At 60.6% G+C, this 24,561-nt stretch carries 24 protein-coding genes and 2 pseudogenes; 16 read left to right on the top strand and 10 right to left on the bottom strand.

What is annotated here, in order from left to right; all coding sequences use genetic code 11:
• From ATY29_RS37315 to ATY29_RS17020, 3 genes are all read left to right on the top strand, one after another.
• Positions 1 to 184 (top strand): hypothetical protein (locus ATY29_RS37315; protein WP_207797760.1); only part of this gene is annotated, 184 nt, incomplete at its 5' end.
• Between the two features lie 19 nt (positions 185 to 203).
• Complete coding sequence (locus tag ATY29_RS17015; protein WP_097537007.1) at positions 204 to 770, top strand: sugar transferase; 567 nt, start codon at positions 204 to 206, stop codon at positions 768 to 770.
• Between the two features lie 122 nt (positions 771 to 892).
• Complete coding sequence (locus ATY29_RS17020; RefSeq protein ID WP_097537008.1) at positions 893 to 2,887, top strand: polysaccharide biosynthesis protein; 1,995 nt, start codon at positions 893 to 895, stop codon at positions 2,885 to 2,887.
• A gap of 205 nt (positions 2,888 to 3,092) precedes the next feature.
• On the opposite strand, the gene ATY29_RS17025 is transcribed toward ATY29_RS17020, so the two are convergent.
• The 3 genes from ATY29_RS17025 to ATY29_RS17035 form a co-directional block, all read right to left on the bottom strand.
• The gene (locus tag ATY29_RS17025; RefSeq protein ID WP_097537009.1) at positions 3,093 to 4,367 is read right to left on the bottom strand and encodes an O-antigen ligase family protein; all 1,275 of its coding nucleotides are present in this window, start codon (positions 4,365 to 4,367) and stop codon (positions 3,093 to 3,095) included.
• Positions 4,368 to 4,699: 332 nt separating this feature from the next.
• Positions 4,700 to 4,951, bottom strand: coding sequence for a hypothetical protein (locus tag ATY29_RS17030; RefSeq protein WP_003571853.1), 252 nt, complete (start codon positions 4,949 to 4,951; stop codon positions 4,700 to 4,702).
• 37 nt (positions 4,952 to 4,988) lie between these two features.
• On the bottom strand, positions 4,989 to 5,432 hold the full coding sequence (locus ATY29_RS17035) for a DUF2934 domain-containing protein (protein WP_097537010.1): 444 nt from the start codon (positions 5,430 to 5,432) through the stop codon (positions 4,989 to 4,991).
• A gap of 147 nt (positions 5,433 to 5,579) precedes the next feature.
• Here ATY29_RS17035 and ATY29_RS17040 point away from each other — a divergent pair, with 147 nt between their 5' ends.
• Together ATY29_RS17040 and uxuA are read left to right on the top strand one after the other, a co-directional pair.
• Entirely contained in the window at positions 5,580 to 6,299 is a 720-nt protein-coding gene (locus tag ATY29_RS17040) for a GntR family transcriptional regulator (RefSeq protein WP_097537055.1), read from the top strand.
• Between the two features lie 44 nt (positions 6,300 to 6,343).
• Entirely contained in the window at positions 6,344 to 7,531 is a 1,188-nt protein-coding gene (uxuA, locus tag ATY29_RS17045; RefSeq protein WP_097537011.1) for a mannonate dehydratase, read from the top strand.
• Between the two features lie 63 nt (positions 7,532 to 7,594).
• On the opposite strand, the gene ATY29_RS17050 is transcribed toward uxuA, so the two are convergent.
• Positions 7,595 to 8,242 carry a TetR/AcrR family transcriptional regulator gene (locus tag ATY29_RS17050; RefSeq protein ID WP_003571849.1) on the bottom strand — a complete coding sequence of 216 codons (648 nt, stop codon included), beginning with the start codon at positions 8,240 to 8,242 and terminating at the stop codon, positions 7,595 to 7,597.
• A 136-nt stretch (positions 8,243 to 8,378) separates the two neighbouring features.
• Between ATY29_RS17050 and ATY29_RS17055 the strand changes: the two genes are divergently transcribed.
• Both ATY29_RS17055 and ATY29_RS17060 read left to right on the top strand, forming a co-directional pair.
• Entirely contained in the window at positions 8,379 to 9,560 is a 1,182-nt protein-coding gene (locus tag ATY29_RS17055) for an HlyD family secretion protein (RefSeq protein ID WP_097537012.1), read from the top strand.
• A 23-nt stretch (positions 9,561 to 9,583) separates the two neighbouring features.
• On the top strand, positions 9,584 to 11,167 hold the full coding sequence (locus tag ATY29_RS17060) for a DHA2 family efflux MFS transporter permease subunit (RefSeq protein ID WP_097537013.1): 1,584 nt from the start codon (positions 9,584 to 9,586) through the stop codon (positions 11,165 to 11,167).
• 91 nt (positions 11,168 to 11,258) lie between these two features.
• Here the strand turns inward: ATY29_RS17060 and ATY29_RS17065 are convergent, their stop codons facing one another.
• Both ATY29_RS17065 and ATY29_RS17070 read right to left on the bottom strand, forming a co-directional pair.
• Positions 11,259 to 12,125 carry an aldose 1-epimerase family protein gene (locus tag ATY29_RS17065; protein WP_097537014.1) on the bottom strand — a complete coding sequence of 289 codons (867 nt, stop codon included), beginning with the start codon at positions 12,123 to 12,125 and terminating at the stop codon, positions 11,259 to 11,261.
• Positions 12,126 to 12,234: 109 nt separating this feature from the next.
• Positions 12,235 to 12,563: pseudogene (locus ATY29_RS17070) on the bottom strand (DUF6665 family protein).
• 142 nt (positions 12,564 to 12,705) lie between these two features.
• On the opposite strand from ATY29_RS17070, the gene ATY29_RS17075 reads away from it, so the two are divergent.
• The 4 genes and pseudogenes from ATY29_RS17075 (at position 12,706) to ATY29_RS17090 (ending at position 15,476) form a co-directional block, all read left to right on the top strand.
• Positions 12,706 to 14,328 (top strand): ABC-F family ATP-binding cassette domain-containing protein, encoded by a 1,623-nt coding sequence (locus ATY29_RS17075; protein ID WP_025418077.1) that lies wholly within the window; start codon positions 12,706 to 12,708, stop codon positions 14,326 to 14,328.
• Positions 14,329 to 14,361: 33 nt separating this feature from the next.
• Positions 14,362 to 14,551 (top strand): annotated as a pseudogene (locus ATY29_RS17080) (VOC family protein); the annotation flags it as partial.
• A gap of 69 nt (positions 14,552 to 14,620) precedes the next feature.
• A complete protein-coding gene (locus ATY29_RS17085) occupies positions 14,621 to 15,211 on the top strand; it encodes a hypothetical protein (RefSeq protein WP_003571842.1) in 591 nt (196 codons plus the stop codon).
• A 100-nt stretch (positions 15,212 to 15,311) separates the two neighbouring features.
• Positions 15,312 to 15,476, top strand: coding sequence for a DUF1328 domain-containing protein (locus ATY29_RS17090; RefSeq protein WP_003571841.1), 165 nt, complete (start codon positions 15,312 to 15,314; stop codon positions 15,474 to 15,476).
• An 80-nt stretch (positions 15,477 to 15,556) separates the two neighbouring features.
• On the opposite strand, the gene ATY29_RS17095 is transcribed toward ATY29_RS17090, so the two are convergent.
• Together ATY29_RS17095 and ATY29_RS17100 are read right to left on the bottom strand one after the other, a co-directional pair.
• A complete protein-coding gene (locus tag ATY29_RS17095; protein WP_003571838.1) occupies positions 15,557 to 15,913 on the bottom strand; it encodes an EF-hand domain-containing protein in 357 nt (118 codons plus the stop codon).
• A gap of 20 nt (positions 15,914 to 15,933) precedes the next feature.
• Positions 15,934 to 16,182 (bottom strand): YMGG-like glycine zipper-containing protein, encoded by a 249-nt coding sequence (locus tag ATY29_RS17100; RefSeq protein ID WP_003571837.1) that lies wholly within the window; start codon positions 16,180 to 16,182, stop codon positions 15,934 to 15,936.
• 573 nt (positions 16,183 to 16,755) lie between these two features.
• On the opposite strand from ATY29_RS17100, the gene ATY29_RS17105 reads away from it, so the two are divergent.
• Entirely contained in the window at positions 16,756 to 17,277 is a 522-nt protein-coding gene (locus ATY29_RS17105; protein WP_003571833.1) for a DUF992 domain-containing protein, read from the top strand.
• A 98-nt stretch (positions 17,278 to 17,375) separates the two neighbouring features.
• Complete coding sequence (locus tag ATY29_RS17110) at positions 17,376 to 17,843, top strand: GNAT family N-acetyltransferase (RefSeq protein WP_097537015.1); 468 nt, start codon at positions 17,376 to 17,378, stop codon at positions 17,841 to 17,843.
• A 15-nt stretch (positions 17,844 to 17,858) separates the two neighbouring features.
• Here ATY29_RS17110 and ATY29_RS17115 read toward each other — a convergent pair whose 3' ends face one another.
• Positions 17,859 to 18,788, bottom strand: coding sequence for a LysR family transcriptional regulator (locus ATY29_RS17115; protein WP_003571829.1), 930 nt, complete (start codon positions 18,786 to 18,788; stop codon positions 17,859 to 17,861).
• Positions 18,789 to 18,859: 71 nt separating this feature from the next.
• Between ATY29_RS17115 and ATY29_RS17120 the strand changes: the two genes are divergently transcribed.
• Complete coding sequence (locus ATY29_RS17120; protein WP_025418081.1) at positions 18,860 to 19,777, top strand: DMT family transporter; 918 nt, start codon at positions 18,860 to 18,862, stop codon at positions 19,775 to 19,777.
• Positions 19,778 to 19,818: 41 nt separating this feature from the next.
• On the opposite strand, the gene ATY29_RS17125 is transcribed toward ATY29_RS17120, so the two are convergent.
• Positions 19,819 to 20,451, bottom strand: coding sequence for a hypothetical protein (locus ATY29_RS17125; RefSeq protein WP_025418082.1), 633 nt, complete (start codon positions 20,449 to 20,451; stop codon positions 19,819 to 19,821).
• A gap of 160 nt (positions 20,452 to 20,611) precedes the next feature.
• Between ATY29_RS17125 and ATY29_RS17130 the strand changes: the two genes are divergently transcribed.
• Positions 20,612 to 24,139, top strand: a complete 3,528-nt coding sequence (locus ATY29_RS17130; protein ID WP_025418083.1) for an ATP-binding protein — start codon at positions 20,612 to 20,614, stop codon at positions 24,137 to 24,139.
• Positions 24,140 to 24,179: 40 nt separating this feature from the next.
• Positions 24,180 to 24,440: a DUF4242 domain-containing protein gene (locus ATY29_RS17135; RefSeq protein ID WP_003571824.1), complete on the top strand. Its 261-nt coding sequence runs from the start codon at positions 24,180 to 24,182 to the stop codon at positions 24,438 to 24,440.
• The last annotated feature ends 121 nt before the right edge of the window (positions 24,441 to 24,561 follow it).

The following is a 24,561-nucleotide window of genomic DNA, read 5'->3' on the forward strand; positions in this document are numbered from 1 at the left end:
CATAAAGGAAGTGAATCATGATTCACAAAAAACAGGAATCCCTTCTGCCACCAGATCTGCTCCAGTTACCGATCAATCATCAACCCGGTCGGCCATGGAGGAATCACGATGTCTCGCAGTTGACGCGAAACGTTTTTTGACGATACGGCAAGGCGATAGCGCAAGAGCGGGTAACCGCCGGTGAGCAAGGAAGAGCTGCGAACATGGGTTTGAAACGGGCGGTGGATTTTTTCCTGGCTTTGATTGCATCGGTGATCCTGCTCGTTCCGATCCTTATCGTTGCTCTTTGTGTTCGCCTGACCTCGCCGGGACCGATCCTCTATTGGTCACGACGTGTGGGCCGTTTCAACCGGATCTTCCTGATGCCGAAATTCCGCAGCATGCGCGTCGACACGCCAACGGTCGCCACGCATCTGCTCGAAAATCCGGATCGGTTTTTGACACCCATCGGGTCGTTTCTGCGTAAATCGAGCCTCGACGAACTGCCGCAGCTCTGGTGCATTCTGGGGGGCACGATGAGTTTCGTCGGCCCACGGCCGGCACTCTACAATCAGGATGATCTGATAAAGTTGCGAACGGCTTATGGGGTCGACAAACTCCTGCCCGGTTTGACCGGGTGGGCGCAGATCAACGGCCGCGACGAGTTGCCTGTTCCGGAGAAGGTGAAATTCGACATCGAATATCTCGAGCGGCGTTCATTCGGCTTCGACATGCGTATCCTCTTTTTGACCGCAGAGAAGGTAATCCGCCGCAAGGGAATACGGCATTAAGCTACCTACTTCTGATAGATAAGCGGTGCGGAAGACCTTGATTTCCGATTATTTCAGTTGCGCTCATTGCAGAAAGCGACAAGAAGGTGGTTGTCTGTTGATCTGCGAGACGCTGGTAAGCAATGCCTGAAAATTCTCCCTCTGAGACATCGCGCTCACGATGGTTGTTGGTGCCGTTGCAGGCGCTCGTTGCCCCATTGCTGGCGATGCCGCGGGTTGCCAAACGCGCTCTGGCTTTGCTGGTGGATTCCAGCTTTTGTGTTCTGACGATCTGGCTGGCCTATTGCTTCCGGCTGAATGAATGGACGGTGCTGACCGGCGTGCAGTGGTTGCCGGTTTTCGTTTCGCTGTGCATGGCGCTTCCCATCTTCATCGTCATGGGCATGTATCGGGCGATCTTCCGTTATGCCAATCTGGCCGCTTTCATCACTGTCTTAAAGGCGATTGCGATCTACGGCCTCGCCTTCATGGCGATATTCACGGCTCTCAGCGTCCCAGGCGTTCCGAGAACCGTCGGCATTCTCCAGCCTTTCCTGCTTTTGATCGGGATCGGGCTGTCGCGGCTGGGTATCCGCTACTGGCTCGGAGATGCCTACCAGCGCATCCTTCACAAGAATATGCTTGCGAAGGTGCTGATCTACGGGGCCGGCAAGGCCGGGCGGCAACTGGCGGCCGCCCTGACGAACAGCGCCGAACTCAACGTCGTCGGCTATCTGGATGATGATCCGCGCCTCAAGGGCGGCGTCATGGGTGGCTTGCCGATCTATGACCCCTCGGATCTTCCGGAGCTGGCCGAAACGCTTGGCGTGCACAATGTGCTTCTTGCTCTTCCGTCTGCATCCCGGCAGCGTCGCAACGAAATCCTGGAGCATATCCGCAAAGCCAGGGTGAATGTTCGCACATTGCCTGATCTCACGGCGCTTGCTCAGGGACGTGTCACTGTTTCCGACATTCGTGAGCTGGAGATCGAAGACCTGCTGGGGAGGGAAGCGGTCGCGCCGCGGCAGGAATTGCTCGACAAAGCAATGCGCAACAAGGTGGTGATGGTCACCGGCGCCGGCGGCTCAATCGGCGGCGAGTTATGCCGACAGATCCTGCGCAACGCGCCTTCCAGCCTGATCCTGCTCGATCAGAACGAGTTTGCGCTCTATAATATCGATGCCGAATTGCGGAAGCTGGCCGAACTCTACGAGCATGAAAATCTGCAGATCGTCCCGATCCTCTGTTCCGTTCGCGATCAGGATCGAATGGAGCATATCATCCGGAGCTGGCGACCGCAGACCCTCTATCATGCCGCTGCCTACAAGCATGTGCCGCTCGTCGAGCATAATGCCGTGGAGGGCATCAAGAACAACGTCATGGGTACGCTTGTTGCGGCTCGCGCGGCGCAGAAATACGGCGTCTCGAATTTCGTGCTGATCAGTACGGACAAGGCCGTGCGTCCGACAAATGTGATGGGTGCCAGCAAGAGGCTGGCGGAGATGGTTCTGCAGGCGCTCGCCGCAGAATCGACGACCGACAGAATGCGGACGAATTTTTCCATGGTCCGCTTCGGAAACGTCCTCGGCTCCTCCGGATCCGTCGTGCCGCTTTTCAGGCAGCAGATCAAGGAAGGCGGCCCCGTTACGCTGACACATCGCGAAATCACCCGCTATTTCATGACCATTTCGGAAGCCTCGCAGCTGGTCATCCAGGCCGGCGCGATGGGTGAGGGCGGCGATGTCTTCCTGCTCGATATGGGAGAACCCGTTCGCATTGCCGATCTTGCCCGCAAAATGGTGGAGCTGTCCGGATTGGCCGTCCGTGACGAGGATAATCCGGAAGGGGATATCGAGCTTTCCGTTACCGGCCTCAGGCCTGGCGAGAAGCTTTATGAAGAACTGCTGATCGGGGATAATCCGGAAACAACTGAACATCCCCGGATCATGAAGGCGCGTGAGGATTTCCTTTTCTGGCCGGAGCTTTTGAAAAAGCTCAACTCGCTCAACGCGGCATTGGATCGGAACGACATGGTTGCTGCACGTATGACGTTGGCCGAGCTCGTTTCTGGCTATTCGTCGACGGGTGAGGTTTCGGATTTGGCTTTCACCGGCGCCGAAACCAATACGGCCGCCTGAGAAGCGCAGACGTCAAAGCGCGCCTGCGTCAGGCTTGCGTCCTGCAGCGCGCTTTCGCTCTATGCAAGTCGTCATCCCAGTACAGCTGCACCCCTTCCGAAGGCATCGAAGCAATTGCAGGAAAAGTGCGAAGCGGCTTTCCGTCCGGGATTGCATTGAAACAAAGGTTGGAGCGGTTCGGCGCTTCCGTGAAACCTGTACCGCTCTAGTTTCGAACGACGGGCACAAAGCCTGTGCTGCCGCGATCCACGCAAATAAGAGCTACCAGATAAGCGAAGATCGGATCCAGGGCCTTCTGATTGAACATAATGCCGAAGCTGCCGGTGATGACGTAGCTGCTGACGAGCAGAAGCGCGAGCGCAATGGCCAGATCCCGGCCGGGTCCGGCTTCCTTTCTCCAAGCGCCCATCACCGGCGTCGCGAGCATCAGCGACAGCGCTGCAATGCCGAAAATGCCGGCATCGATCCCCGCGGTCAGAAAACCGTTGTGGACATGCGAATAGGTCAGTTGCGGCCTTATGCTTTCGGGCAGCTCTGCCAATACCGAAGCCATCCGGTTTTGCGGGCCATAACCCGTCAACGGGTCCTTGCTGATCGCCGATACTGCGCCTTTGTACAGTGCGAATCGTGCGCTGAGCGACGTGACCTCGCCGTCGCTGCGTTCGAGCGACGCCATATTCTCCTGCAGCGCCTCGATACGATGAAGGATTTGGCCGCTGCCGAGGGCGATAAGTCCCGCAAACAGCAAAGACCCGGTGATGGCGAGGCTGCGCAAACTCAGATGGAAGCTGTGTTTGCGAAAATACCAGAGGAAAATAACGATATGAATGGGTATGACCAGCCAGGCCGAGCGCGTTCCCGACAGCAGGACGCAGCCCAGACCGGCGGCATATCCCAATATGGCAATTCTTTGCTCGACACTTTTGGGTGATTGAACGTTGAGAAGCGCGATGCCACCGAAAAGAACGCCTATGACGCCCAGTAGTGCGGCGTTCGAAGTCCCGGCCTCTGCCCTCTCCATCAGAAACATGATCTGGAGCAGACTGAAAAGAAAGGTAACGATCATGCCGATCCCTGCGCCGAGAATAAACAGTGGCACGAGGCTGCCATTGGGAGACTGGCGCATCCGCGGCAAAACCAGCCAGACCGCAAAGAAAGGCAGCAGCCGGAATATCCAGTCCAGTTCTTCGGAGTAGGGCGGATTGACGAATATGCTGGCGATCATCACCAGCGGGTAGACCGACATGCCAGTGGCAACCAGCCGGTCGGATTTCGACAGGCTCAGGGAAAGCCGGCCCATCGCCAGACAGTAGAGGCCCCACACCATCGATCCGAGAAGGATGAACGAGTTGAAGTTCGGCGAAAGTCCGGGAAGCACGGCAAAGAGAAAGACCGCAATGCGGTTGTTCCGATCGAGTGTGCTTCCCGTCCCATTTTCAGGATAGAGCACTGCTATCTTCAGTTGTCTGAGGTATTTCACTTGCCGATCCTGACCATGCTGATGCCGTTTCGCTAAGGATCGCGGTCACGCCTGTCAAGCCGGGGATTGCGTGCAATCTATGGCTTTAAGCCTCGTGGTGTTCCAGCAACAGGCCTCCATGGGCGGAGGCGGTTCTATGAAATGTCGGAATCCGACATAAAGGCCAGCTACAGCAGTAAACACGTCTGAGGTGCAGTGGGCCGAAGGTTTGGTCGGCATACATATTCGCGCAATATCGCTGATTGCATTGAAGGCGCTACGAAGCACGGACAGAAATGATGCGTGGTCGCGGCTATACGGCCAGCTTATATGACCTCGCCGTTGTCAAAGTGCTATCGCCAATATCGGCCTGTCATATTTTCGGTCGATGATCGACCGAGGAGGTAGCCGAGGCCGAATGCCAGAATGCCGGTGCCGAGCAACAGGGCGCTGGCGGTATGCGGATGATCCCTGACGCCGTAGGCGACGGCGTAAGCCTCACGCTTCACCCCATCGGCGGCCGACTTCGCGGCTTTGGTTAAACCCTCTGGCTGCTCAGCCGGTTTTCCGGTGAATCCGGCGTTCAAATTCTGTTTGTCGGTCATGTCGGGACCTTTCCTGAAATTGGCTCGAGGCGGACGTTCAACTCTGCTCGCGCGTGCCGGGGGAGGCTTCGCGTTGATCGGCATCCTCGAGATCCGTTTTGACGAGGAACGCATCGGTATGTTCGCGCAACGCCTCCCGCAGTGCCGCAAGATTTGGCCGATTATCGATTTCGGCCTGTACATCGAGTTCATGGGCGTCGAGTTCATGGGCGTCGAGTTCATGGGCGTCGAGTTCATGTTCCGCCAGGGTCCAATGATGCCGGTGCCGGCCTTCCGGCCTGCCTTCATTTTCCCAGAGGGAATATGCCCTTTTCCGAATTTCCTCCTCGCGGGTGGTTGCCGGCAATCCGCCGCTATGCCTGTCGGTTTCGTTTGCGTCTGGCCGGGCTTTCTCCCGTCCGCGCGCCCTCGCGACAGATGAAAATTCCGGCCGGGCGTCGCCTAGCTTTTCCTTTGTCTTGCGTCGTGCTGGGTTTTTCATGAGGGTCTCCTTGGGGATTTCAACCAACTCGGCCGATCTAAGTTCCAAAAAAACAGTGTATTGAGGGAAGGGACCCATCACCTCGGTTGGCAAGGCAAGACAACTGGTATACTAGTATGCAAACAGTCTCACCGTCCTGGTATGGGTATGCCGCAGGCGTCAGAAACCGAAGTTTTGGTCGTCCCGCCGCAAGAAATCGGCGGAAGGCTGCGCCGGGTCACCACGGCCGGCGCCATTTATGAGCGGCTGCATGCCAATATCGTCTCGCTGCGGATGCCGCCTGGCATGCCGCTGCAGGAAAAGCGCATCGCCGAGGATTTCGGCGTCAGCCGCACACCGGTCCGAGAGGCACTGCTCAGACTTTCCGAAGGCGGGCTGGTCGATATCTATCCGCAGTCGGGTACTGTCGTATCGCGGGTTCCGGTTTCGGCGATTCCCGAAGCCGTCGTCGTGCGCAAGGCACTCGAAGGCACAACCGTCGAGACGGCTGCTCTGAACGCCACCGCTGCCGATATCGCCCGTCTCGATGCCATCATCGCCCGGCAGCGGTCGCATGCCGCGACCGGCAATGCTTCGAGCTTCCATGAGGAGGACGAGGCCTTTCACGAAGCAATCGCGCAGATATCGGGTTATCCCGGCATCTGGGTGATCCTGAAGACGGTCAAGGTGCAGATTGACCGGGCGCGACGGCTGACGCTGCCGGTGCTCGGACGAATGGACAATGTGGTGCATGAACATCTGATCATCCGCGATGCGCTCGCCGCCCACGATGCTGCGGCTGCACGTGATGCGATGATCCACCACCTGAGCGCCGTCATTCCCGACGTCGACGAGCTGCGCTCGCGTTACCCCGATTATTTCTGCTGACGGCAGATCCAGACACGAAACAAAATGCAAGGGAAGGAAGAAGCATGCGGCAAGGTTGGAGATGGTTCGGGCCGGAAGCGCCGGTAACGCTGGATGATGTCCGCCAGACGGGCGCGACCAATATCGTCTCTTCGCTGCACCAGGTGCCGATCGGCAGGGCCTGGACGGAAAAGGAAGTGCGCGAGCGCCAATCGCTGATTGAGACGACGCCAGGCGACCGTTCGCCGCTCGTCTGGTCGGTGGTCGAGAGCATTCCGATTCCCGATGCCGTCAAACGCAAGGGCGGCGAGGCGAGGGGCGAAATCGAGGCGTGGATCGCCAGCCTCGAAGCGGTGGCCGCCTGCGGCATTCCGATCGTCTGCTACAATTTCATGCCGGTGGTGGACTGGACCCGCACCGAACTCGACTTCGTGACGCCGACTGGTGCCACCGCCATGCGCTTCGATCACGAGCGCTTCGCGGCCTTCGACCTCTTCGTCCTGGAGCGGCCGGATGCGGGCCAGCAATATTCCGCGGAAGATCGCGAACGGGCCCGTGTCGTCTTCGAGGCGATGTCGGAGGCGGAGATCGCCGAGATCACCCGTATCATCACCTCGGCTCTGCCTGGTTCGACCACCGAGCCCCTCACCATTCCGGCCTTCCGGGAAAAGCTGGTCGCCTATAGCGGCATCGACGCCGCCCGGCTGCGCCGGCATCTGATCGAATTCCTGGAGGCGGTGACGCCGGCTGCCGAAGCCCGCGGCGTCAAGCTGACGCTGCATCCGGATGATCCGCCGCGTTCGCTGTTCGGCCTTCCCCGCATCGCTTCGACGAGCGATGATTATGCCGCTCTCTTCGATGCGGTGCCGTCACCGGCGAACGGCATGTGTTACTGCACCGGCAGTCTCGGCGTGCGCGCTGAGAACGACCTGCCGGCGATCGCCCGCCGCTTTGCTTCGCGCATACACTTCGCCCATCTGCGTGCCACGACCCGCGAGGGCGACGGCCGGACCTTCCATGAAAGCGCGCATCTCGAAGGCGACGTCGACATGGTTGCGGTGCTCCGGGAGTTGGTGGCGGAAGATAAGCGCCGCAGTGCCGAGGACACCATCGTCTTCCGCTCGGACCACGGCCATCGCATGCTCGACGATCTCGACAAAACAGTCACCCCCGGCTATCCGGCGATCGGCCGCATGCGCGGCCTTGCCGAACTGCGCGGCATCCTGCATGCGCTGGGCGCCCCGCCGAACTGAGGGCGCCCGGATCGCCGCCCTGCGCCAGCGGAAATCGGCGCGCTCTGAAGTCCAAGCGGTACTTCAGAGCGCGCAACCCTTCAAAAATAGATCGGTGCACATCTTCGCCCGTGCCGCGATCGCATCGATCTTCGGCGGCGGCTCCTGGCGCAGCATCGCGGCGCGCTGCGGCTCCATGATCATCATGCCGCGCAGCATGCCGCAGGCCGCATGCGGATCGTTGAGTGTTATCAGTCCACGCTCGATCTGCCTGCGCAGCCAGTCCTCCATCAGCGTGTTGGTCCTGACGATAGCCTTCTCATAAAAGCTATTGGCGATCTCCGGAAAGCGGTCGGACTCACTGATGACGAGCCGGGTGACGGTGATCGTATCCAGTGACAGTGCCAGCATGCCATAGGCCGTCAGCATACGTTCCAGCCCCTGCCTGAGATCCGCTACGGCGAGCGTCCCGGGGTCAAGCGCCATGAGGAAGCGTCCGGTCCGCTCCGTGACCATCTCGGAAAAGAGGTCCGCCTTCGTTGGAAACAGGCGGTAGAGCGTCTTGGTCGAAACCCCTGCGTCTTGTGCGATTGCAGCGATGCTTGCCGCGGCATAGCCGCTCTCATGAAACTGCCTGTTCGCCGCCTCGATGATGACGTTTCTCGTATCGTCGTCGCAGCGGATTTGCGGTCGGCCTCGGGGCCTCTTCTCGATTTCGTGATTTTGGACCATGACAATTTTCCAAATTCTCGTTGACATCCATTTTCTAATACATATTTTGGAAAACATCAAGTTTCCTAAATTGCATTCCATTCGAATTCAAAGGCCGCGGCCGATAGCGACAGCGACCACTCCCAGGAGAGAGACAATGTCCATCAAAACCCTGCAGGCTCTGAACAACAACGCGCCTGCCTCGGAAATCACGGCGGAAGCCGCACCCGCAACCCTTGACGCCGGCAACGCGCCCCGCATCACTGAGGCCGTCGTCGTATCGGAGCCTGCCGTTCGCAAGCGCCGTGGCCGGGGATTGCTGCTGGGCGCAACGGCTGTCGTCCTGATCGCTGCAGGCGCCTATTACGGCCACGACTACTGGACAGTCGGCCGCTTTCACATCTCGACCGACGATGCCTATGTGAAGGCCGACAATACGACCGTCGCACCGAAGGTTTCGGGCTATCTCGCCGAAGTGCTCGTCAGCGATAATCAGCTGGTCAAGGCTGGTCAGCCGCTTGCGCGCATCGACGACCGCGACTTCAAGGCCGCTCTCGATCAGGCAAGCGCCGATGTCGCCGCGGCCGAGGCAACGCTCAACGCCAAGCAGGCTTCGCTTGATATCCAGCAGTCGGCAATCGCCGCCGCCCGCGCGACGGTTGACGTCGACCGCGCGAACGAAACTTTCGCCGAGCAAAACAACAAGCGTTATTCGAACCTGGCCACCAGCGGCTACGCCCCGGTCCAGACGGCGCAGCAGGCCGCTTCGCAGATTGCCGCCGCCCAGGCAACGATCGTTCGCGACAGCGCTTCGCTCGACGCCGCCGTCAAGCAGGTCGATCTCTTGAACGCCGAGCTTGCCCAGGCGAAGGCTGCGCTTGCCCGCAGCCAGGCCGTGCAGCATCAAGCCGAGCTGAACCTCTCCTATGCAACGATCACAGCACCCGTCGACGGCACGGTCGGCAACCGGACGCTGCGTGTCGGCCAGTATGTTCAGGCCGGAACCCAACTCATGGCGGTCGTGCCGACGAGCGCGGTCTATGTGATTGCCAACTATAAGGAAACGCAGCTCACCGACGTCCGTGCCGGCCAGCCCGTGGAGATCGAGGTCGATACCTTCCCGGGCCGTACCTATCGCGGCCGGGTCGACAGCCTCGCTCCGGCAAGCGGCCAGGAATTTGCCCTGCTGCCGCCCGATAACGCCACCGGCAACTTCACCAAGGTCGTCCAGCGCATCCCGGTCAAAATCGTGCTCGACGGCGACGCCGCCATGAGTGGCGACCTGCGCCCCGGCATGTCCGTCCAACCGAGCATCGATACCAAGAACGACCGCAGCTAGGCCGGGAGCGAGGAGTTCGTGTCATGTCCACCATCGCAGCAACAACCTTAGCCATATCGCAGCCGCGCGCCAGCACCCGGGAATGGATCGCCGTTCTCGCCGGCATGATCGGCGCCTTCATGGCGATCCTCAACATCCAGATCACCAATGCGTCCCTCCTCGACATCGAGGGTGGCATCGGAACGGGCGTCGACAACGGCGCCTGGATCTCCACCTCCTACTTGATCGGCGAAATCGTCGTCATTCCGCTGACTGCCTATTTCAGCGGTGTTTTCTCGTTCCGCCGTTATATCCTCGTCAACTCCGTGCTTTTCCCGCTGTTCTCCATCGCCTGTGCCTTCGCCCATGATCTCGGCACGATGATCGTGCTACGCGGCCTGCAGGGCTTTGCCGGCGGTGTACTGATCCCGATGGCTTTCACCATGGTTCTGACCAAGCTGCCGAAATCGCAGCAGCCGCTCGGCCTCGCTATCTTCGCGCTTTCGGTCACCTTCGCACCGGCGATCGGCCCGACCATCGGCGGTTATCTCACCGAAAACTATGGCTGGCAGACGATTTTCTTCATCAATGCCGTCCCGAGCGCGATCATGGTGGTGGCGCTCGCCCTGACGCTCGACAAGCAGCCGATGCAGCTTGGTCTGCTGAGGGAAGGCGATTGGGCCGGTATCTTCACCATGGCGATCGGTCTTTCGGCACTGCAGACGGTGCTTGAAGAAGGCAACAAGGAGGACTGGTTCTCCTCGCCCTTCATCGTCAAGCTGAGTATCGTCGCCTTCGTCTTCCTCGCCGCCTTCATCTGGATCGAGCTCACCGTCAAGAAGCCGCTGGTCAAGCTCAGCCTGCTGAGGCAGCGCAACTTCGGCATTGGTGTTGCGGTCAACGTGCTTGTCGGCGTCGCTCTCTTCGGCAGCGTCTACATCCTGCCGCAATATCTCGGCCAGGTGCAGCGCTACAATGCCGAGCAGATCGGCAACGTGCTGGCCTGGACCGGTCTGCCGCAACTGCTGCTCATCCCACTCGTGCCGATGATGATGAAACGCTTCGATGCGCGTTACATCGGTTTTCTCGGTATCTCGATCTTCGCGATCAGCTGCTTCATGAACGTCATGCTTTCGGCCGATACCGCCGGCGACCAGTTCTGGATCCCGAACATCGTTCGCGCGATCGGCCAGGCGCTGGTGCTAACGCCGATCACCGCTATCACCACCGCCGGCATCGCAGCCGCCGACGCGGCCGCCGCTTCGGGCCTGACCAACATGCTGCGCAATCTCGGCGGGGCGGTCGGCACGGCAACGCTCGGCACGGTTCTGACCAAGCGCGAGCAGTTCCACTCCAACATCATCGGCCAGTCGATAACGCTCGGCCGCGATGAAGTCCGCAACCGCCTCGACCAGGTGACCGGCTACTTCATGTCGCACGGCGTCTCCGACCATGCGGTCGCAACGCAGAAAGCTGTGGTGGCGCTCGGGCAGATCGTCAAACGCCAGGCCCTAATTATGGGCTTCAGCGATACCTTCGCCGTTATCGGCACGGTGCTTGCCATTGCTGCCATTGCCTTGCTCTTCGCCCAGAAGCCACGCGCAGGTGCAGGCGCCGGCGCCCACTGAAGGTCGGCCTCCGCATTGTTTCCCAACGAGCGCAGAAGCATGACAGGGAAAGCCCTCCTTCGCCCGAAGGAGGGCTCTTTGTGACGGCCTGTTACGGAATCTCGACCGTGAAGGCGAAGCTTGCCACGCCGCCCGGCGCCAGGATGGTCGTGGAGGGACGTTTCGACAGTTCGGTCGAACCTCCGCCCTCCGCAGCCGTTCCATGCCAAGGCTCGATGCAGATGAACGGCGCACCCGGTTTGGTCCACAAGGCAAGGTTGGGCAGGTTCTTGAAGCCAAATAGCAAGCTCGGTCCGCTTTCGGCGCCGTAACGCAGCCCTTCGCCGGCACCTTGCGGGAAGATCATCGCATCCTGCTCGAACATCGCATGATCCAGCATCAGCCGGCCGGCATTGAACGGCGAGGGCAGCGACGCAGGGTTGATCAGGCCACCCTCCAGCCGTACGAGCTCCGGCTCGCCTTGATTGTCGAGTGTAACCGTATGGGCCTGCCCGGCGGCACCGGGCAACGGCCAGGCGAAAGCCGGATGGAAGCCCAGCCCGAACGGCATCGCCTTGCTGTCGCGATTGGTAACCTCTGCCGTCACCGTCAAAATGCGGCCCTCGACCGCATGCTCCAAGGTCAGCTGAAAATCGAATGGATACACTGCTCTCGTGGCTTCGGAGGCGACCAGCTGGTGCCGGCACATCGTTGCCGTGGATGCTGCAAGTCTAAACTCGCTCCGGCGGGCAAAACCATGCTGGGCCATCGGGTAGACCGCGCCGTCGATCGCGATCTTGTCATCCGGAGCCTTGCCGACGATCGGAAACAGGATCGGCGACCGCCCGGTCCAGAAGGCTGCATCGCCCGTCCACAGCCAGGAGCGTCCGTCGCTTGACGTAAGCGACTGCATCTCGGCGCCAAGGGGAGAGATGTCGACGGTGAGATCCTGATTGCCGATCCGGATTAAGGTTGGCATCGCAATTCCCTTTCGCGCTGGTTCGGTACCAAGCCATACCTTTCCGCACCAGGGATTTCCACTCAATAGGTGGAGCGCGCGGTGGTGTGATCATGTTGTTGGGCGGACGCTATTTCCTGATCGCACCCAATCTTGCGAGCACTTCATTCGGGATTCCGTAGCGCTGAATGGCATCGCGATTGTTGCGCAGCCCGCAGATCTCGCGCTGGATGAAGAATGCCCAGACGGCATCGGAGGCTGCATTGAGCAGCCTCTCGTGTTCCTCGGCACTCTGGCGCTCGGCGGCCCAAGCCTTCAGCGCTGCAAGCGCCGCTTCCACCTTCAGCCCGTGACGCCCGAGCGCATCGGCACGTTCGGCCATCAGCTCGTATTCGAGGACGTTGAAGCCGTTTCTATCCTGCTGGGATTGTCTGAGGGTTGCGGCGGACGAACGCTCATTGGCACGAATTCCCTTCGGCGAAGGCCACGATCTTAGCCAATCCGGCTCGACAGATCGAGAGGGTTCGAACGGGTCTATCCCGTCATTTCCATGCGTGGCATAAGGGCGCCGAAAAAACTTTCCCCCTGGGCCCAGCACATCATGATTCGTATCGAGAATATCAGCAAACAGCTCAGCCACCGGATCCTCTTCATCGAGGCATCGGCAGCCCTCAACAGAGGCGAGAAGATCGGTCTCGTCGGCCCGAATGGCGCCGGCAAAACGACGATCTTCAGGATGATCAACGGTGAGGAACAGCCCGATGAGGGGCAGGTGTCCTGCGAGAAGGGCGTTACCATCGGCTATTTCAACCAGGACGTCGGCGAGATGGCGGGGCACAGTGCCGTCGCCGAGGTGATGAACGGCGCCGGTCCGGTCAGCATCGTTGCCGGCGAGTTACGCGAGCTGGAGGCCGCCATGGCCGATCCCGAGCAGGCCGACGACATGGATAAGATCATCGAGCGTTATGGCGAGGTGCAGGCGCGCTATGAGGAGCTTGACGGCTATGCGCTCGAAGGCCGCGCCCGCGAAGTGCTCGCGGGCTTAAGCTTCAGCCAGGAGATGATGGACGGCGACGTCGGTGCGCTGTCGGGCGGCTGGAAGATGCGCGTGGCGCTCGCCCGCATCCTGTTGGCGCGACCCGACGTCATGCTGCTCGACGAGCCGAGCAACCATCTGGATCTCGAAAGCCTGATCTGGCTGGAAGAGTTCCTGAAGGGATACGAAGGCGCGCTGCTGATGACCTCGCACGACCGCGAGTTCATGAACCGGATCATCACCAAGATCATCGAGATCGACGGCGGCACATTGACGACCTATTCGGGCGATTACGAATTCTACGAGCAGCAGCGGGCGCAGAACGAAAAGCAGCAGCAGGCCCAGTTCGAGCGTCAGCAGGCGATGCTCGCCAAGGAAATCAAGTTCATCGAGCGGTTCAAGGCGCGCGCCTCGCATGCCTCGCAGGTGCAGAGCCGCGTCAAGAAACTGGAAAAGATCGACCGGGTGGAGCCGCCCAAGCGCCGGCAGTCGGTCGCTTTCGAATTCCAGTCGGCGCCGCGATCCGGCGAGGACGTGGTCAGCTTGAAGAACGTACACAAGAAATACGGTAGCCGAAGCATCTATGAAGGGCTTGATTTCATGGTGCGGCGGCGGGAACGCTGGTGCATCATGGGCATCAACGGCGCCGGCAAGTCGACACTGCTGAAACTGGTGACCGGTACCGCCGAGCCAGATGAAGGCAGCGTCGCGCTCGGTGCCAGCGTCAAGATGGGCTATTTCGCCCAGCACGCCATGGATATTCTCGATGGCGAGCACACCGTCTTCCAATCCCTGGAAGACCGGTTTCCCCAGGCGGGGCAGGGGCCTTTGCGGGCGCTTGCCGGATGTTTCGGCTTTTCCGGCGACGACGTCGAGAAGCGGTGCCGCGTGTTGTCGGGCGGCGAGAAGGCGCGGCTGGTCATGGCAATGATGCTGTTCGACCCGCCGAACCTCTTGGTGCTCGACGAGCCGACGAACCATCTCGACCTCGACACCAAGGAGATGCTGATCAAGGCGCTGTCGCAATATGAGGGCACCATGCTGTTCGTCTCGCATGACCGGCATTTCCTCGCCGCACTTTCCAATCGGGTGCTGGAGCTGACGCCTGAGGGCATCCATCAATATGGCGGCGGCTATACGGAATATGTGGCGCGCACCGGCCACGAGGCGCCGGGTCTTAGGAGCTGACGATTATTTTCGTGCGGCATGTCGAAACCGTCGGCATCCGGCGAGGGCAGTCGCGGTCCTGCTGACGATCAAGGTCGACGATGTTTATGCAGTCTGCGCGGAGCTGCGCAGGCTTGGCGTGACGCTGCTCAATGGACCGGTCGATCGTCCCTGCGGCCGCCGTACGGCGGCCTTTGCGGATCCGTCCGGCCACGTCTGGGAGGTCGCGCAGATACTGCGCTAAGTGTTGCATCCAAGGCCTTGGCGAGCCGCTTCCATCACCCGAAGGGCGGATTCTGCGGCTATTGCCACGATGATGACCAAATTCCGTGGTGTTCGGAGCCCTCTTCATGCAATCGGGGACGGGCGCATCAGCATGGACTGGATAAATCGCTATATCGATCAGCCGCTACTGCACGGCGCGGCGGGCTTGTTGCGGAGCTGGCATCTTCGGACGCGGCAACCGCCGGAACTGCTGGAGCCGACGTGGAATCTCGTCGTGCTTTCCTTTCTGCTGATCGCGAGCGGGCAGGTCCTGGCCGGCAAGCCTTTCGCGCTCGGTGTTGCCGCGCTGATCATGCTGGCGCTGCCGTCCGCGCGAAAACTGCTTTCGGTGATGAAGGCGAGCGGAGGCGGCTACGGCGCCCGGGAATACAAGTCGTTGAGAGCACGCGCCATCGCCAAACGTGAGGCGGAGTGGTCGGTGCGGATCATCGTCCTGTTTTGCTCTGCCTGCCTTCCCTTCTTCACCCGCATCGACGATCCGGCGGGAGCCTGTTTCATGCTGGGGGCAAGCATCTGGTTCGTCCTGACCGGGCCGCTCAAGGCCTATCTCGAGGCGGCCGAGCCCCCCGAGCCGAATGAAGGCGACCGGATGTTCAGCGGCGCTTTTTATTTCGGCTGAACCGGGCCGATGCGGCGTTGCATGCGCCGGGCCCGAGAGGGACAGGGAACCAAATGGGGCGGCCTCCGTTATCTCCGCAGCAACGTAAAAGGAGATTGCGATGCTTTATTACGCTCTGGTGTTTCTCGTTGTGGCCTTGATAGCCGGCGTCCTCGGATTTGGCGGTATAGCAGGGGCTTCAGCTTCTATTGCCCAGGTTCTGTTCTTCATTTTCCTGGTGCTGTTCGTGGTATCGCTCGTCATGCGCTTTATGCGCAGAGTATAGCGCGAATGGAATAAGTATAAAAACCCGGCGAGCACATCGCCGGGTTTTTCTTTATTGCCGCATCCGGTTTGACGCCGCCCTCACTGGAGGTTCCCGTTACGATCATGGTCGGCTGTCGCGAAATCCGCCATGACCCGCTGCATGAATTCGCTTCGGCTGATGCCGCCATTGTGGTTGGCGTCGGTCAAGGAGAATTGCTCGACGGTCAGGATCTGAACCGTCTCATCGGACTGAAGGCTGCCATCCTTGTTCTTGTCGAGACTTCCGAATGCCGTGCCCATGAAGGTTTCGTATTCGGAGCGATCGACCGTCTTGCTGGCATTGCCGTCGAGTCGGTCCATCTGGCCCTGATACATCGATCCGGGCTGCTGTTGTTGTGCTGCTGCCCCAAGGCATTGGCACAGGATAAGTGTCGTCGCGAAAGCCAAGGTCTTCATCGTTTGATATCCTTCCCCCATTATCGGCAAGCCAGACGATTGCCGACGAAACCGCCACCGCCTATGCCGGCTCCAATAGCAAGCACCTGTCCGGTTCCAGCCCCGATCGTGCTGCCGATCAGACCGCCGACAATCGCGCCGCCGACGGTTCCGGCAATACAGCCGAATTCGGAATTGTGATCCGCGACCGCCTGTGATGTCGGCCCGGACTGGCAGCCAGAGATGGCAAGGCATCCCGCAAGCATGATGTTTGTCGTGCGTATGCGCATGTTTCCCTCCCGATAAATATACCCGCCATCTGCAAAAGAGACCGGTGGGTGTACGATTGTTCGGTCCCTGCGAAGCTATCGCCTGATTATATCGCTGAAATTCAGACTTTATTTCTGTTCGAACAGAAGGAGAATTCCGGAAAACAACCGGACATTCTGCGGCAGTGCAAAGCAATCACGCCATTTCCCCCGCCGTTACAGTCTTGCAGGGAGAATACTTCCAAATAGTACAGCTGTAGACCCCGAATGGCAACCTGCGCGGTCATCATCGCAATCGGCAACAGGGCGCTCGTCCGGAAAAGACGATGGCGATCGCAATCGTGCCTTTCCGGCAACCATTCCTGACAACATCATGAAATAACCGGATGACGTGAATTAGTGCCTTTGAAATGTCCCAATGGGGCTGAACCGTAGGCATGTTTGTCGCTCGTGCCCTCCCATGCGCTTCGACAGGCGATGCGAAAAGGATGCCGGTTCCGGATCGTTTAGTGGTTCCGTCCGTTATCTGTAGCCGAATCTGGTGGCGAGTAGCCGGGTATTTTGCTCCCGTCACGATTTGAGAAGGAGACACTTATGAAGAAGACTTTTGCGACGGCGTTTGCCGCGGTATCATTGAGCCTCATCGGCGCGGCGGCGGTCAATGCCGCCGACCCGGTCACCAGGACATATGAAGAGCCGGACCTGCGCAACGGCGTGAAGATCGGTTACCTCACCTGCGATATCGGCGGCGGCACGGGTTATGTGCTCGGTTCATCCAAGGAGGCCGATTGCATCTTCCAGTCGACCGTCGGCAACGAGCTTACGGATCGTTATACCGGCGAAGTGAGAAAACTCGGCATCGACCTCGGTTTCACCACGCGCAGCCGGTTGATCTGGGCCGTGTTTGCGCCGACGGCCGGTTATCATCGCGGATCGCTCGCCGGCCTCTATGTCGGCGCCACCGCCGAGGCGACGCTCGGCGCCGGTGTTGGCGCCAATCTCCTGGTTGGCGGCACCTCCGGCTCGATCCATCTGCAGACGGTCAGCCTGACCGGCCAGCTTGGCCTTAACGTCGCGGCCGGCAGTGCCTCGATGACGCTGACGGCCGACAATTGATATGCCTTTTGGCGCCCCGCCGCGTTGCGGCGCGGCAGGGGCGCCACTCCTCCGAAGGGCCTTTCACGCCGCAACTTGCCTCAGCCGGTCACGATATTATGAATATTCGCATGGCAACGCCTGACGAGGACGACATCCTGGTGAGGCACTATCTGAAGATTTGGGACAGCTACGGCACGCCGCCGGAACATTACAGGCCAGATGCGGTGGCACGGATCTTGTCTTTCATCAGCAGCGGCCGCGAGCAGCGACGTCTGACTTCGTTCCTTGCCATCGTCGAAGGCGAAATCGCCGGTTCCGTATCCTGCCAGCTGCACCAGTCGCCGTTTCCCGAAGTCATCCGGGAAGAACAGCAGCTGCATGGTTACATCTGGTCCGTCTATGTCGCGGACGCCTTCCGACGGCGCGGCATCGCGCAGGCGCTGACCGGCAGGGCGGCCGACTATCTGAAATCGATCGGCTGCACGACCACTGTCCTCCACGCCTCGGAGGCCGGCGAGCCGGTCTATCGGACCGTCGGTTTCGAACTGGCGAAGGAAATGCGCCTGCAGTTTCCGGCGGAGTAACGAAGGGTCTTCCGTTTATGTTTTTGCCCGGCCGGGTGCGACAAAAGTGGCGATCGTTGTCTCGTCATGGCCGGCCTCGCGCAGGAAGCGGCTGGCAAATTCGATGGCGGGGCTTCTCAGCGCATCGTCTGGTCGGATCAGATGAAAGGCCACGTGATAATCGAGCGTCCGGTCCGAGACGGCGACGACGCGCCCGTCGGCAAGTGCGGCGTCCGATAGAGGTGGCCGGGCAAGCGCGATGCCAAGCCCTTGCGCGCAGGCATCGATCACCAGATTGTAATCCTCGAAGCGCCGGTCATGGCCGCGCGGGATATAGTCGACGCCCTCGCGGGCAAGCCAGCGGCGCCAGCCTTCGATATTCGAATCGTGGAGGATCGGCAGATCGAGCAGCGAAAGGGCGTCGGAGCGCGGGCCGAGCCGGTCCGCCAGGGCCGGGGCGGCGATCGGAAACGACTTCTCCTGCCAGAGCGGCAGGGCGCGCACGCCGGCCCACGGCCCCTTGCCGCAGCGGATGGCAAGGTCCGTGCCTTCGCCGAAATCCGCCAGCCGGTGTTCGAGCGTCAGTTCGACATGCAGCTCGTTTCCTTCGAGCTTCGGCAGACGCCGAAACAGCCACAAAGAGGCGACGGAGGGTGTCACCGAAAGACGCACCACCGCCTTGTTCCGCCGAGGCAGCCAGCGCTCGCCGCTATTGCCGAGCAGGGCAAGCGCTTCCTCCGCCCGCGCGAAAAACCGCATGCCCTCCGGGGTCAGGCGCACGCCTCTGGCCTCGCGGGCAAACAGGCGCACCCCCATCCAGCGCTCGAGGCGGGAGACCTGGCGCGACACCGCGCCATGAGTGATGCCGCTTTCCTCGGCCGCGGCGGAAAACGAGCCGAGACGGGCGGCACGTGCAAAGGTCTCGAGCGTATCGAGTGGCGGCAGAACCTGCGAGCTGTGAACCATATGCACATTTGATCATCGATTGCGATGCTTTTCAAGCACGCATCGAAGGCCTATCCATTGGCTCATCACATATGGAGGCGAAAATGAGCATGGCTGCAAGCGCACCGGTTTCGGCGAAAGAGCAAGGCAAGTTCGACCTGGTGGCATTTGCGGCGATCGTCGTCACCATCCTCTTCTGGGCATCGTCCTTCGTGGTAATCCGCATCTGTCTCGGGCCGCTGACGCCGATCGAACTGGCAACGGCGCGTTATGTCGCCGCTGGTGCCATCGCGCTGGTCTATCTCGCCCTCTATCGGCCGATGCCGGAAAAGCGCGATTTCCTCCGCCTCTCCGTCGCCGCCGTGCTCTTCATCGCCGCCTATGCGGTTCTGTTGAACACCGGCGAGCAGACCGTTGCGGCCGGGCCGGCGAGCTTCATCATCAATACCATGCCGGTCTTCACCGCCCTGATCGCCACGTTCGCGCTCGGCGAGCGCTTCGGACGCTGGGGCTGGGCCGGTACCGCGGTGTCCTTCGGCGGCGTAGCGTTGATTGCGGTTTCCTCCGAGGGCGGCTTCAAGCTCGATCCGAATGCCGTCCTTATCCTTGGCGCAGCGCTCTGCTCGGCGATCGCCAGCGTGTTGCAGAAGCCGCTGCTCGGGCGGCTACCGGCCCTTGCCGTCACCGCCTGGATCCTGCTGATCGGTTCCGTGCCGCTGTTTCCGGCTGTTCCAGCGACGATCCATGCAATGGCCGCCGCACCGGCTGAGGTGAACTGGGGTGTTGCCTATCTCGTCATCTTCCCGACGGCGATCGGCTACCTCACCTGGGCGATCGCGCTGAAGCGCCTGTCAGCCGCCCGCGCTTCGAATTTCCTCTATGGCGTTCCGCCGGTCGCCACGCTGATCGGGTTCGTCTGGCTCGGCGAGACGCCGACGGTGCTGGGCGCGGTCGGCGGTGTCATGGCAATCCTCGGCGTGCTCGTCGTCAACGTGATGCGGAAGCGATAGACACAAATCGGTCCGGAAGGTGATCATGTCTTACCCCAGATCTAGCGGAGCAGTCCGTCCCGCCCAAACTCATCCCAACCCCGTAGCTGTGCGGACGCTTCCTCGGTGAGTTCTTGCGATGCCGCAGCCGCCTTATTGTCACTCTTCAGCGAACGCGTCAGCTTCGCCTTGTAGGCCGCCCTCCGCCTGTTTTCCATGGCGGCCGCGGTGTCCTCTTCACGCCACTCTTCGACAGCGCCTCGGTCGAGCAGATCCTCGACCATCCGTGGTTCGAAGACGTGGAAGGTAATCTGCCTGGCGCGGCCTCGAAGCTTCACCGTACGCGTTCCCGCGCTGGGCAGGCGACCGTCCTGCAGCCAGCGACGCCTCTCGGTCGTTGAGATCGTCAGGATGTCCTCGATTTCGCGCGGGATCACCGGCAGGCTTTCGACACCTTGGAGCGATTTCGCAATGACTGCCGAGGCATGACGAAACTCGCTCCTCGCGCTTTCAGGCATTGTCAGCGTGAAAACCGTCCCGCTGATGTCGAGCGATTTTCGGAGGGGCGAGGGGAGGCGCGCACGGATTTCCAAGAGGATTCCCTTGGCACGCACTGAAGACCCTAGCGTGGCCGCGGGCGGGAGCGCCCACGTTTCGACCAGTGCAGGAGTGTCATTCTTCTTGTTTTTCGCCATGCGCAAAGAGATGGGATCAAGGCGCAGCCCCGTCAACGCTCACCGCGTTTTACATCGACCTCCTCGATCCCCGCCAAAACGAACAGCTCCTGCGCCACAGCGTGGTACGACGACGGCGTTCGTGGTATTTTTTGAGAACGGTGGAGCGGGATCAACGTCGATGCAGACGATTGAGGATTGGCTAGGTCAACTCGGTCTCGGCAAGTACGCCGACGCTTTCGTCGGGAATGACGTCGATCTGAGAGCGCTCCCTCATCTTGCCGAATCTGACCTCCAGGAGCTCGGCGTCTCGCTTGGGCACCGGAAGATTATTCTGGCTGCTATAGACCGGCTTGCGCATCAAGGTCCCGGCGAGCAGCCTCCTGCTCCGGCCGTTACCGAGGCCCAATCCGAAGCGGCGGCTGACCGGCGACTGCTCAGCGTGCTCTTCTGCGACCTGGTCGGGTCGACAGCGCTGTCCGCGCAGCTCGACCCGGAAGACATGCACGAGCTGACCCGCCGCTATCAGGATAGCGTCGCCGGCGCAGTCACGCGCTTCGGAGGCTACGTCGCCAAATATCTCGGAGATGGCGTGCTTGCCTATTTCGGATGGCCAATGGCCTACGAGGACCATGCAGAGCGTTCAATTCGAGCCGGCCTCGAGGCGATGGCCGCCGTCGACGCCCTGCAGTCTCCTAGCGCGCAACAATTGAAGGCGCGCATCGGCATCGCATCCGGGCGCGTGGTCGTTGGCGACACCGACGGCAGCGCGAAGGAACGTGCATCGATCGCCGGAGACACTCCCAACCTGGCCGCACGTCTGCAGGCCGCGGCCGCCCCAGGCCAGATCGTGGTCTCCGACAGCACCCGCCGCCTCGCTGGGCAGTCGTTCGAAATCGAGAGCCTCGGCACGCAGGAGCTCAAAGGCTTCACCTCGCCCATTGCGCTGTTCGAAGTCCGCGGTCAGCGAGAGGTGGACAGCCGTTTCGAAGCCGCGCATGCCAGCGGGCTTTCGAAATTTGTCGGCCGCGTCAGTGAGATCGGCCTGCTGCTGGAACGGTGGGAGTTAGCGAAAGCCGGGCAAGGCCAGGCGGTCTTCCTGTCGGGGGAGGCTGGTATTGGGAAATCGCGCCTTATCGAGGCTTTCGAAGAACGTCTGCAAGGGTCACAGCATGAACTCATCCGATTGCAATGTTCGCCCTATCACGTGACATCGGCCTTTTACCCGATCGTCGAGCGACTGAGCCGGCTCGCGTCGTTTTCGCCGGCAGATGATCGGAACACGCGCGTCGAAAAGTTTCTCACCCTTGTTCGCCGCTACGGCGAAAACCCCTGCGACGTTGGCGCGATCTACGCCGAGCTGCTTTCGCTCGACCTCGGCGACGAGTTCAGGCCGCCTGATCTCTCCGCGCACCAGCGCAAAGAAATTCTCGTCCGCACATTGGCGAACCGTCTGCTGCTTGCGGCCAGGATCGCACCGGTGCTCATGGTTTGCGAGGACGCGCACTGGATGGACCCGTCCACCAGCGAAGTGCTGAGAGAACTCGTCAGCCGGCTTCACGGCGCCGCCGCCCTTGTCGTTGTGACCCACCGACCGGAATGGAGCGCGAACTGGGCAAGCGGACTGGCGCAGGCGACGACGCTCTCCGTTGGGCGCTTGACCAGGCAGCAGATGCGCGAGTTGATCGAGTCCATGGTGTCCGACATTCCCGAACAGCTCGCCGAAAGGATTGCGGAGCGGACGGACGGAGTGCCGCTGTTCGTCGAGGAGTTGACCCGCTCGGTCGTGGAGAGCGGAAAACCGTCATCGCTGGACGCAGAGATCCCGGACAGTCTGCAAGGCTCCCTCATGACTCGTCTCGATCATTTGTCGACCACGGCCAAGGAAATCGCGCAAATTGCCGCCGTCATAGGCAGGGAATTCGATCGCGGCCTTCTTTCGAAGATAGCCGGCCTGGACGACCGGGCGCTGGAGAAAGCGCTGAACCAGCTCGAGTCCAGCCAGATCGTCGTCGAAGGCGGCGTCTTGCACGACGCTCTCGTTTTTCGACATGCGCTGATTCAGGATGCGGCCTACCAATCGCTCCTCAACCGGCGCCGGCGCCATTTCCACGAGAAGATCGCCAGGGTGCTCGTCGAACAATATGACGATGTCGCTGCCACCCAGCCCGAGCTCATCGCCCAGCACTACGAGAAAGCGCAGCGGATTGAGCTCGCGCTTCCCTACTGGATGAAGGCTGGAGAACGCGCCCTCGCACGATCAGCCAACTACGAGGCGGTCGACCATTTCCAGAATGCCTTGGCAATCGCAGAGCAACTGCCTGAAGGAGCTGAGCGGCAAAGGGACCTGCTCACCGCGATCCTAAAACTCGGCGACGCCCTTTTCGCTGCGGGTCGCATGACGGATTCGCTGGCGAAATACAGGCTGGCCGCCCCATTGGCACGCAAAGCGGCCGACACGCAGGCCTTTGTTCGCGCGGTGATTGGTCTTGACGGATCCAAATTCCTCTCCTCGAATTCGCTTGCCGAAACGGTGCCGCTTCTCGAGGAAGCCCTCGAGATGGTTGAACCTGCGGATCTAAGTTCACGGTGTCAGCTTCTCAGCCGCCTTGCGCGAGCATACACCTACCTGAGCGACAGCAAGAACGCGGCAAAATGCCATGGAGAAGGGATAGAACTGGCCCGGCGGGTTGGCGATAAGACTGCGCTTGTGGAGCTCTCCGCACTGCCATTCCTGACGCCGGCACCGGTTAAGTCCGTTAGCGAGAGAAACGACCGGATCGCACGCATAGATGAAATAAGACGCCTCGCGGGTGAGATCGATGACGACGACGTGCAAAGCCGAGCGCTTTCAGTCGACGCCTATGTCTCGACGGAACTCGGCGATCGCGCACGCGCCGATCGGGCGGTTGACGCGCTGGACGAACTTGGTACCAAGCGGCAGCATCTCAACGTCCAGTTCTACGCTCGCATCGCAAGAGCGATGATGGCCATACTCGATGGAAGGTTCGCGGCTGCGGAGGAGTTTGCTGAAGACGCGCTGAAGCTCGGCATGCAGACCCTTGGCGTTGCGCCCGAGGGCGTTTACGGCATGCAGATGTTCGCGATCCGACGGGAGCAGAGCCGCCTCTCGGAGGTCGCACCGGTCATGAAACTGTTGATTGAGGAACACCCGGACGAAACTACCTGGCTGCCGGGTTTTGCGTTGGTTGCCTTTGACCTGGGCTATCGGGATGCGGCTCAAAGAAGGTTGAGCGAGCTTGCCCGCACCCGCTTCGCCCTTCCGCTTGACGGAAAGCGGAGTGCATCCCTCTCGTTCCTGACAGAAGTCGCTGCCGGTCTCGCCGATACGGACGCTGCTAGAACCCTCTATAAGCTTATGCTCGACTACAAGGAGATGACCGTCACGATCGGTATGGCAACCGTTTGCTTCGGCGCGGCCAGCCGCTATTTGGGAGTGTTGGCAGCGGCGCTGGGCGAATTCGACAGAGCGTCGGAGCACTTTGAGCATGCGCTCGAAATGAACGCGGCGATCGGTTCGCGGCCGTGGCTCGCGCACACAGAGGCAGATTATGCGGACTTGCTAATGAAAATAGGTAGCCGGGCCGCGATAAAGAGAGCAATGTTGCTATCCGAGAATGCCCGGTCAACCGCGGCCGAACTGGGAATGGTCCGGCTGCAACAGCGACTGAAGCCAACGATGCATTAGGACCAACAGTTCGCTGCTTTGGTGGGAGGAAGGTCTCGTCATGCCACGCTACATCATCGAAAGAAACTTTGCAGAACAGCTCGATCTATCAAAAGAGGGGGTCGAGGAAATCAACCTGATCAACGATCAGGAAGGAGTGAAGTGGATTTTTTCGTTCCTCAGCGCGGACAGAAAAAAGACTTACTGCCTTTACGAGGCGCCCAGTACGCAAGCCATTCTCGCCGCGGCCCGGAGGAACAATGTCCCCGCGGATGTCATCATAGAGGTCAGCGAGGAAATCGGTCCCAATATGTTTGCTTAGCGCTCCTCGGCCAGCACAGGCGTCAGGCGCTGCCGCGAAGGCTGCCAGAACGAACTGGTGGCCGTCGTTATCCGCCTTGTGTCCTCTCAAAGGCTGCGGGTCCAGAATTTTCGGGTGGTCA

This window comes from Rhizobium hidalgonense (assembly GCF_002914525.1).
In the GTDB taxonomy this organism is placed as follows: domain Bacteria; phylum Pseudomonadota; class Alphaproteobacteria; order Rhizobiales; family Rhizobiaceae; genus Rhizobium; species Rhizobium hidalgonense.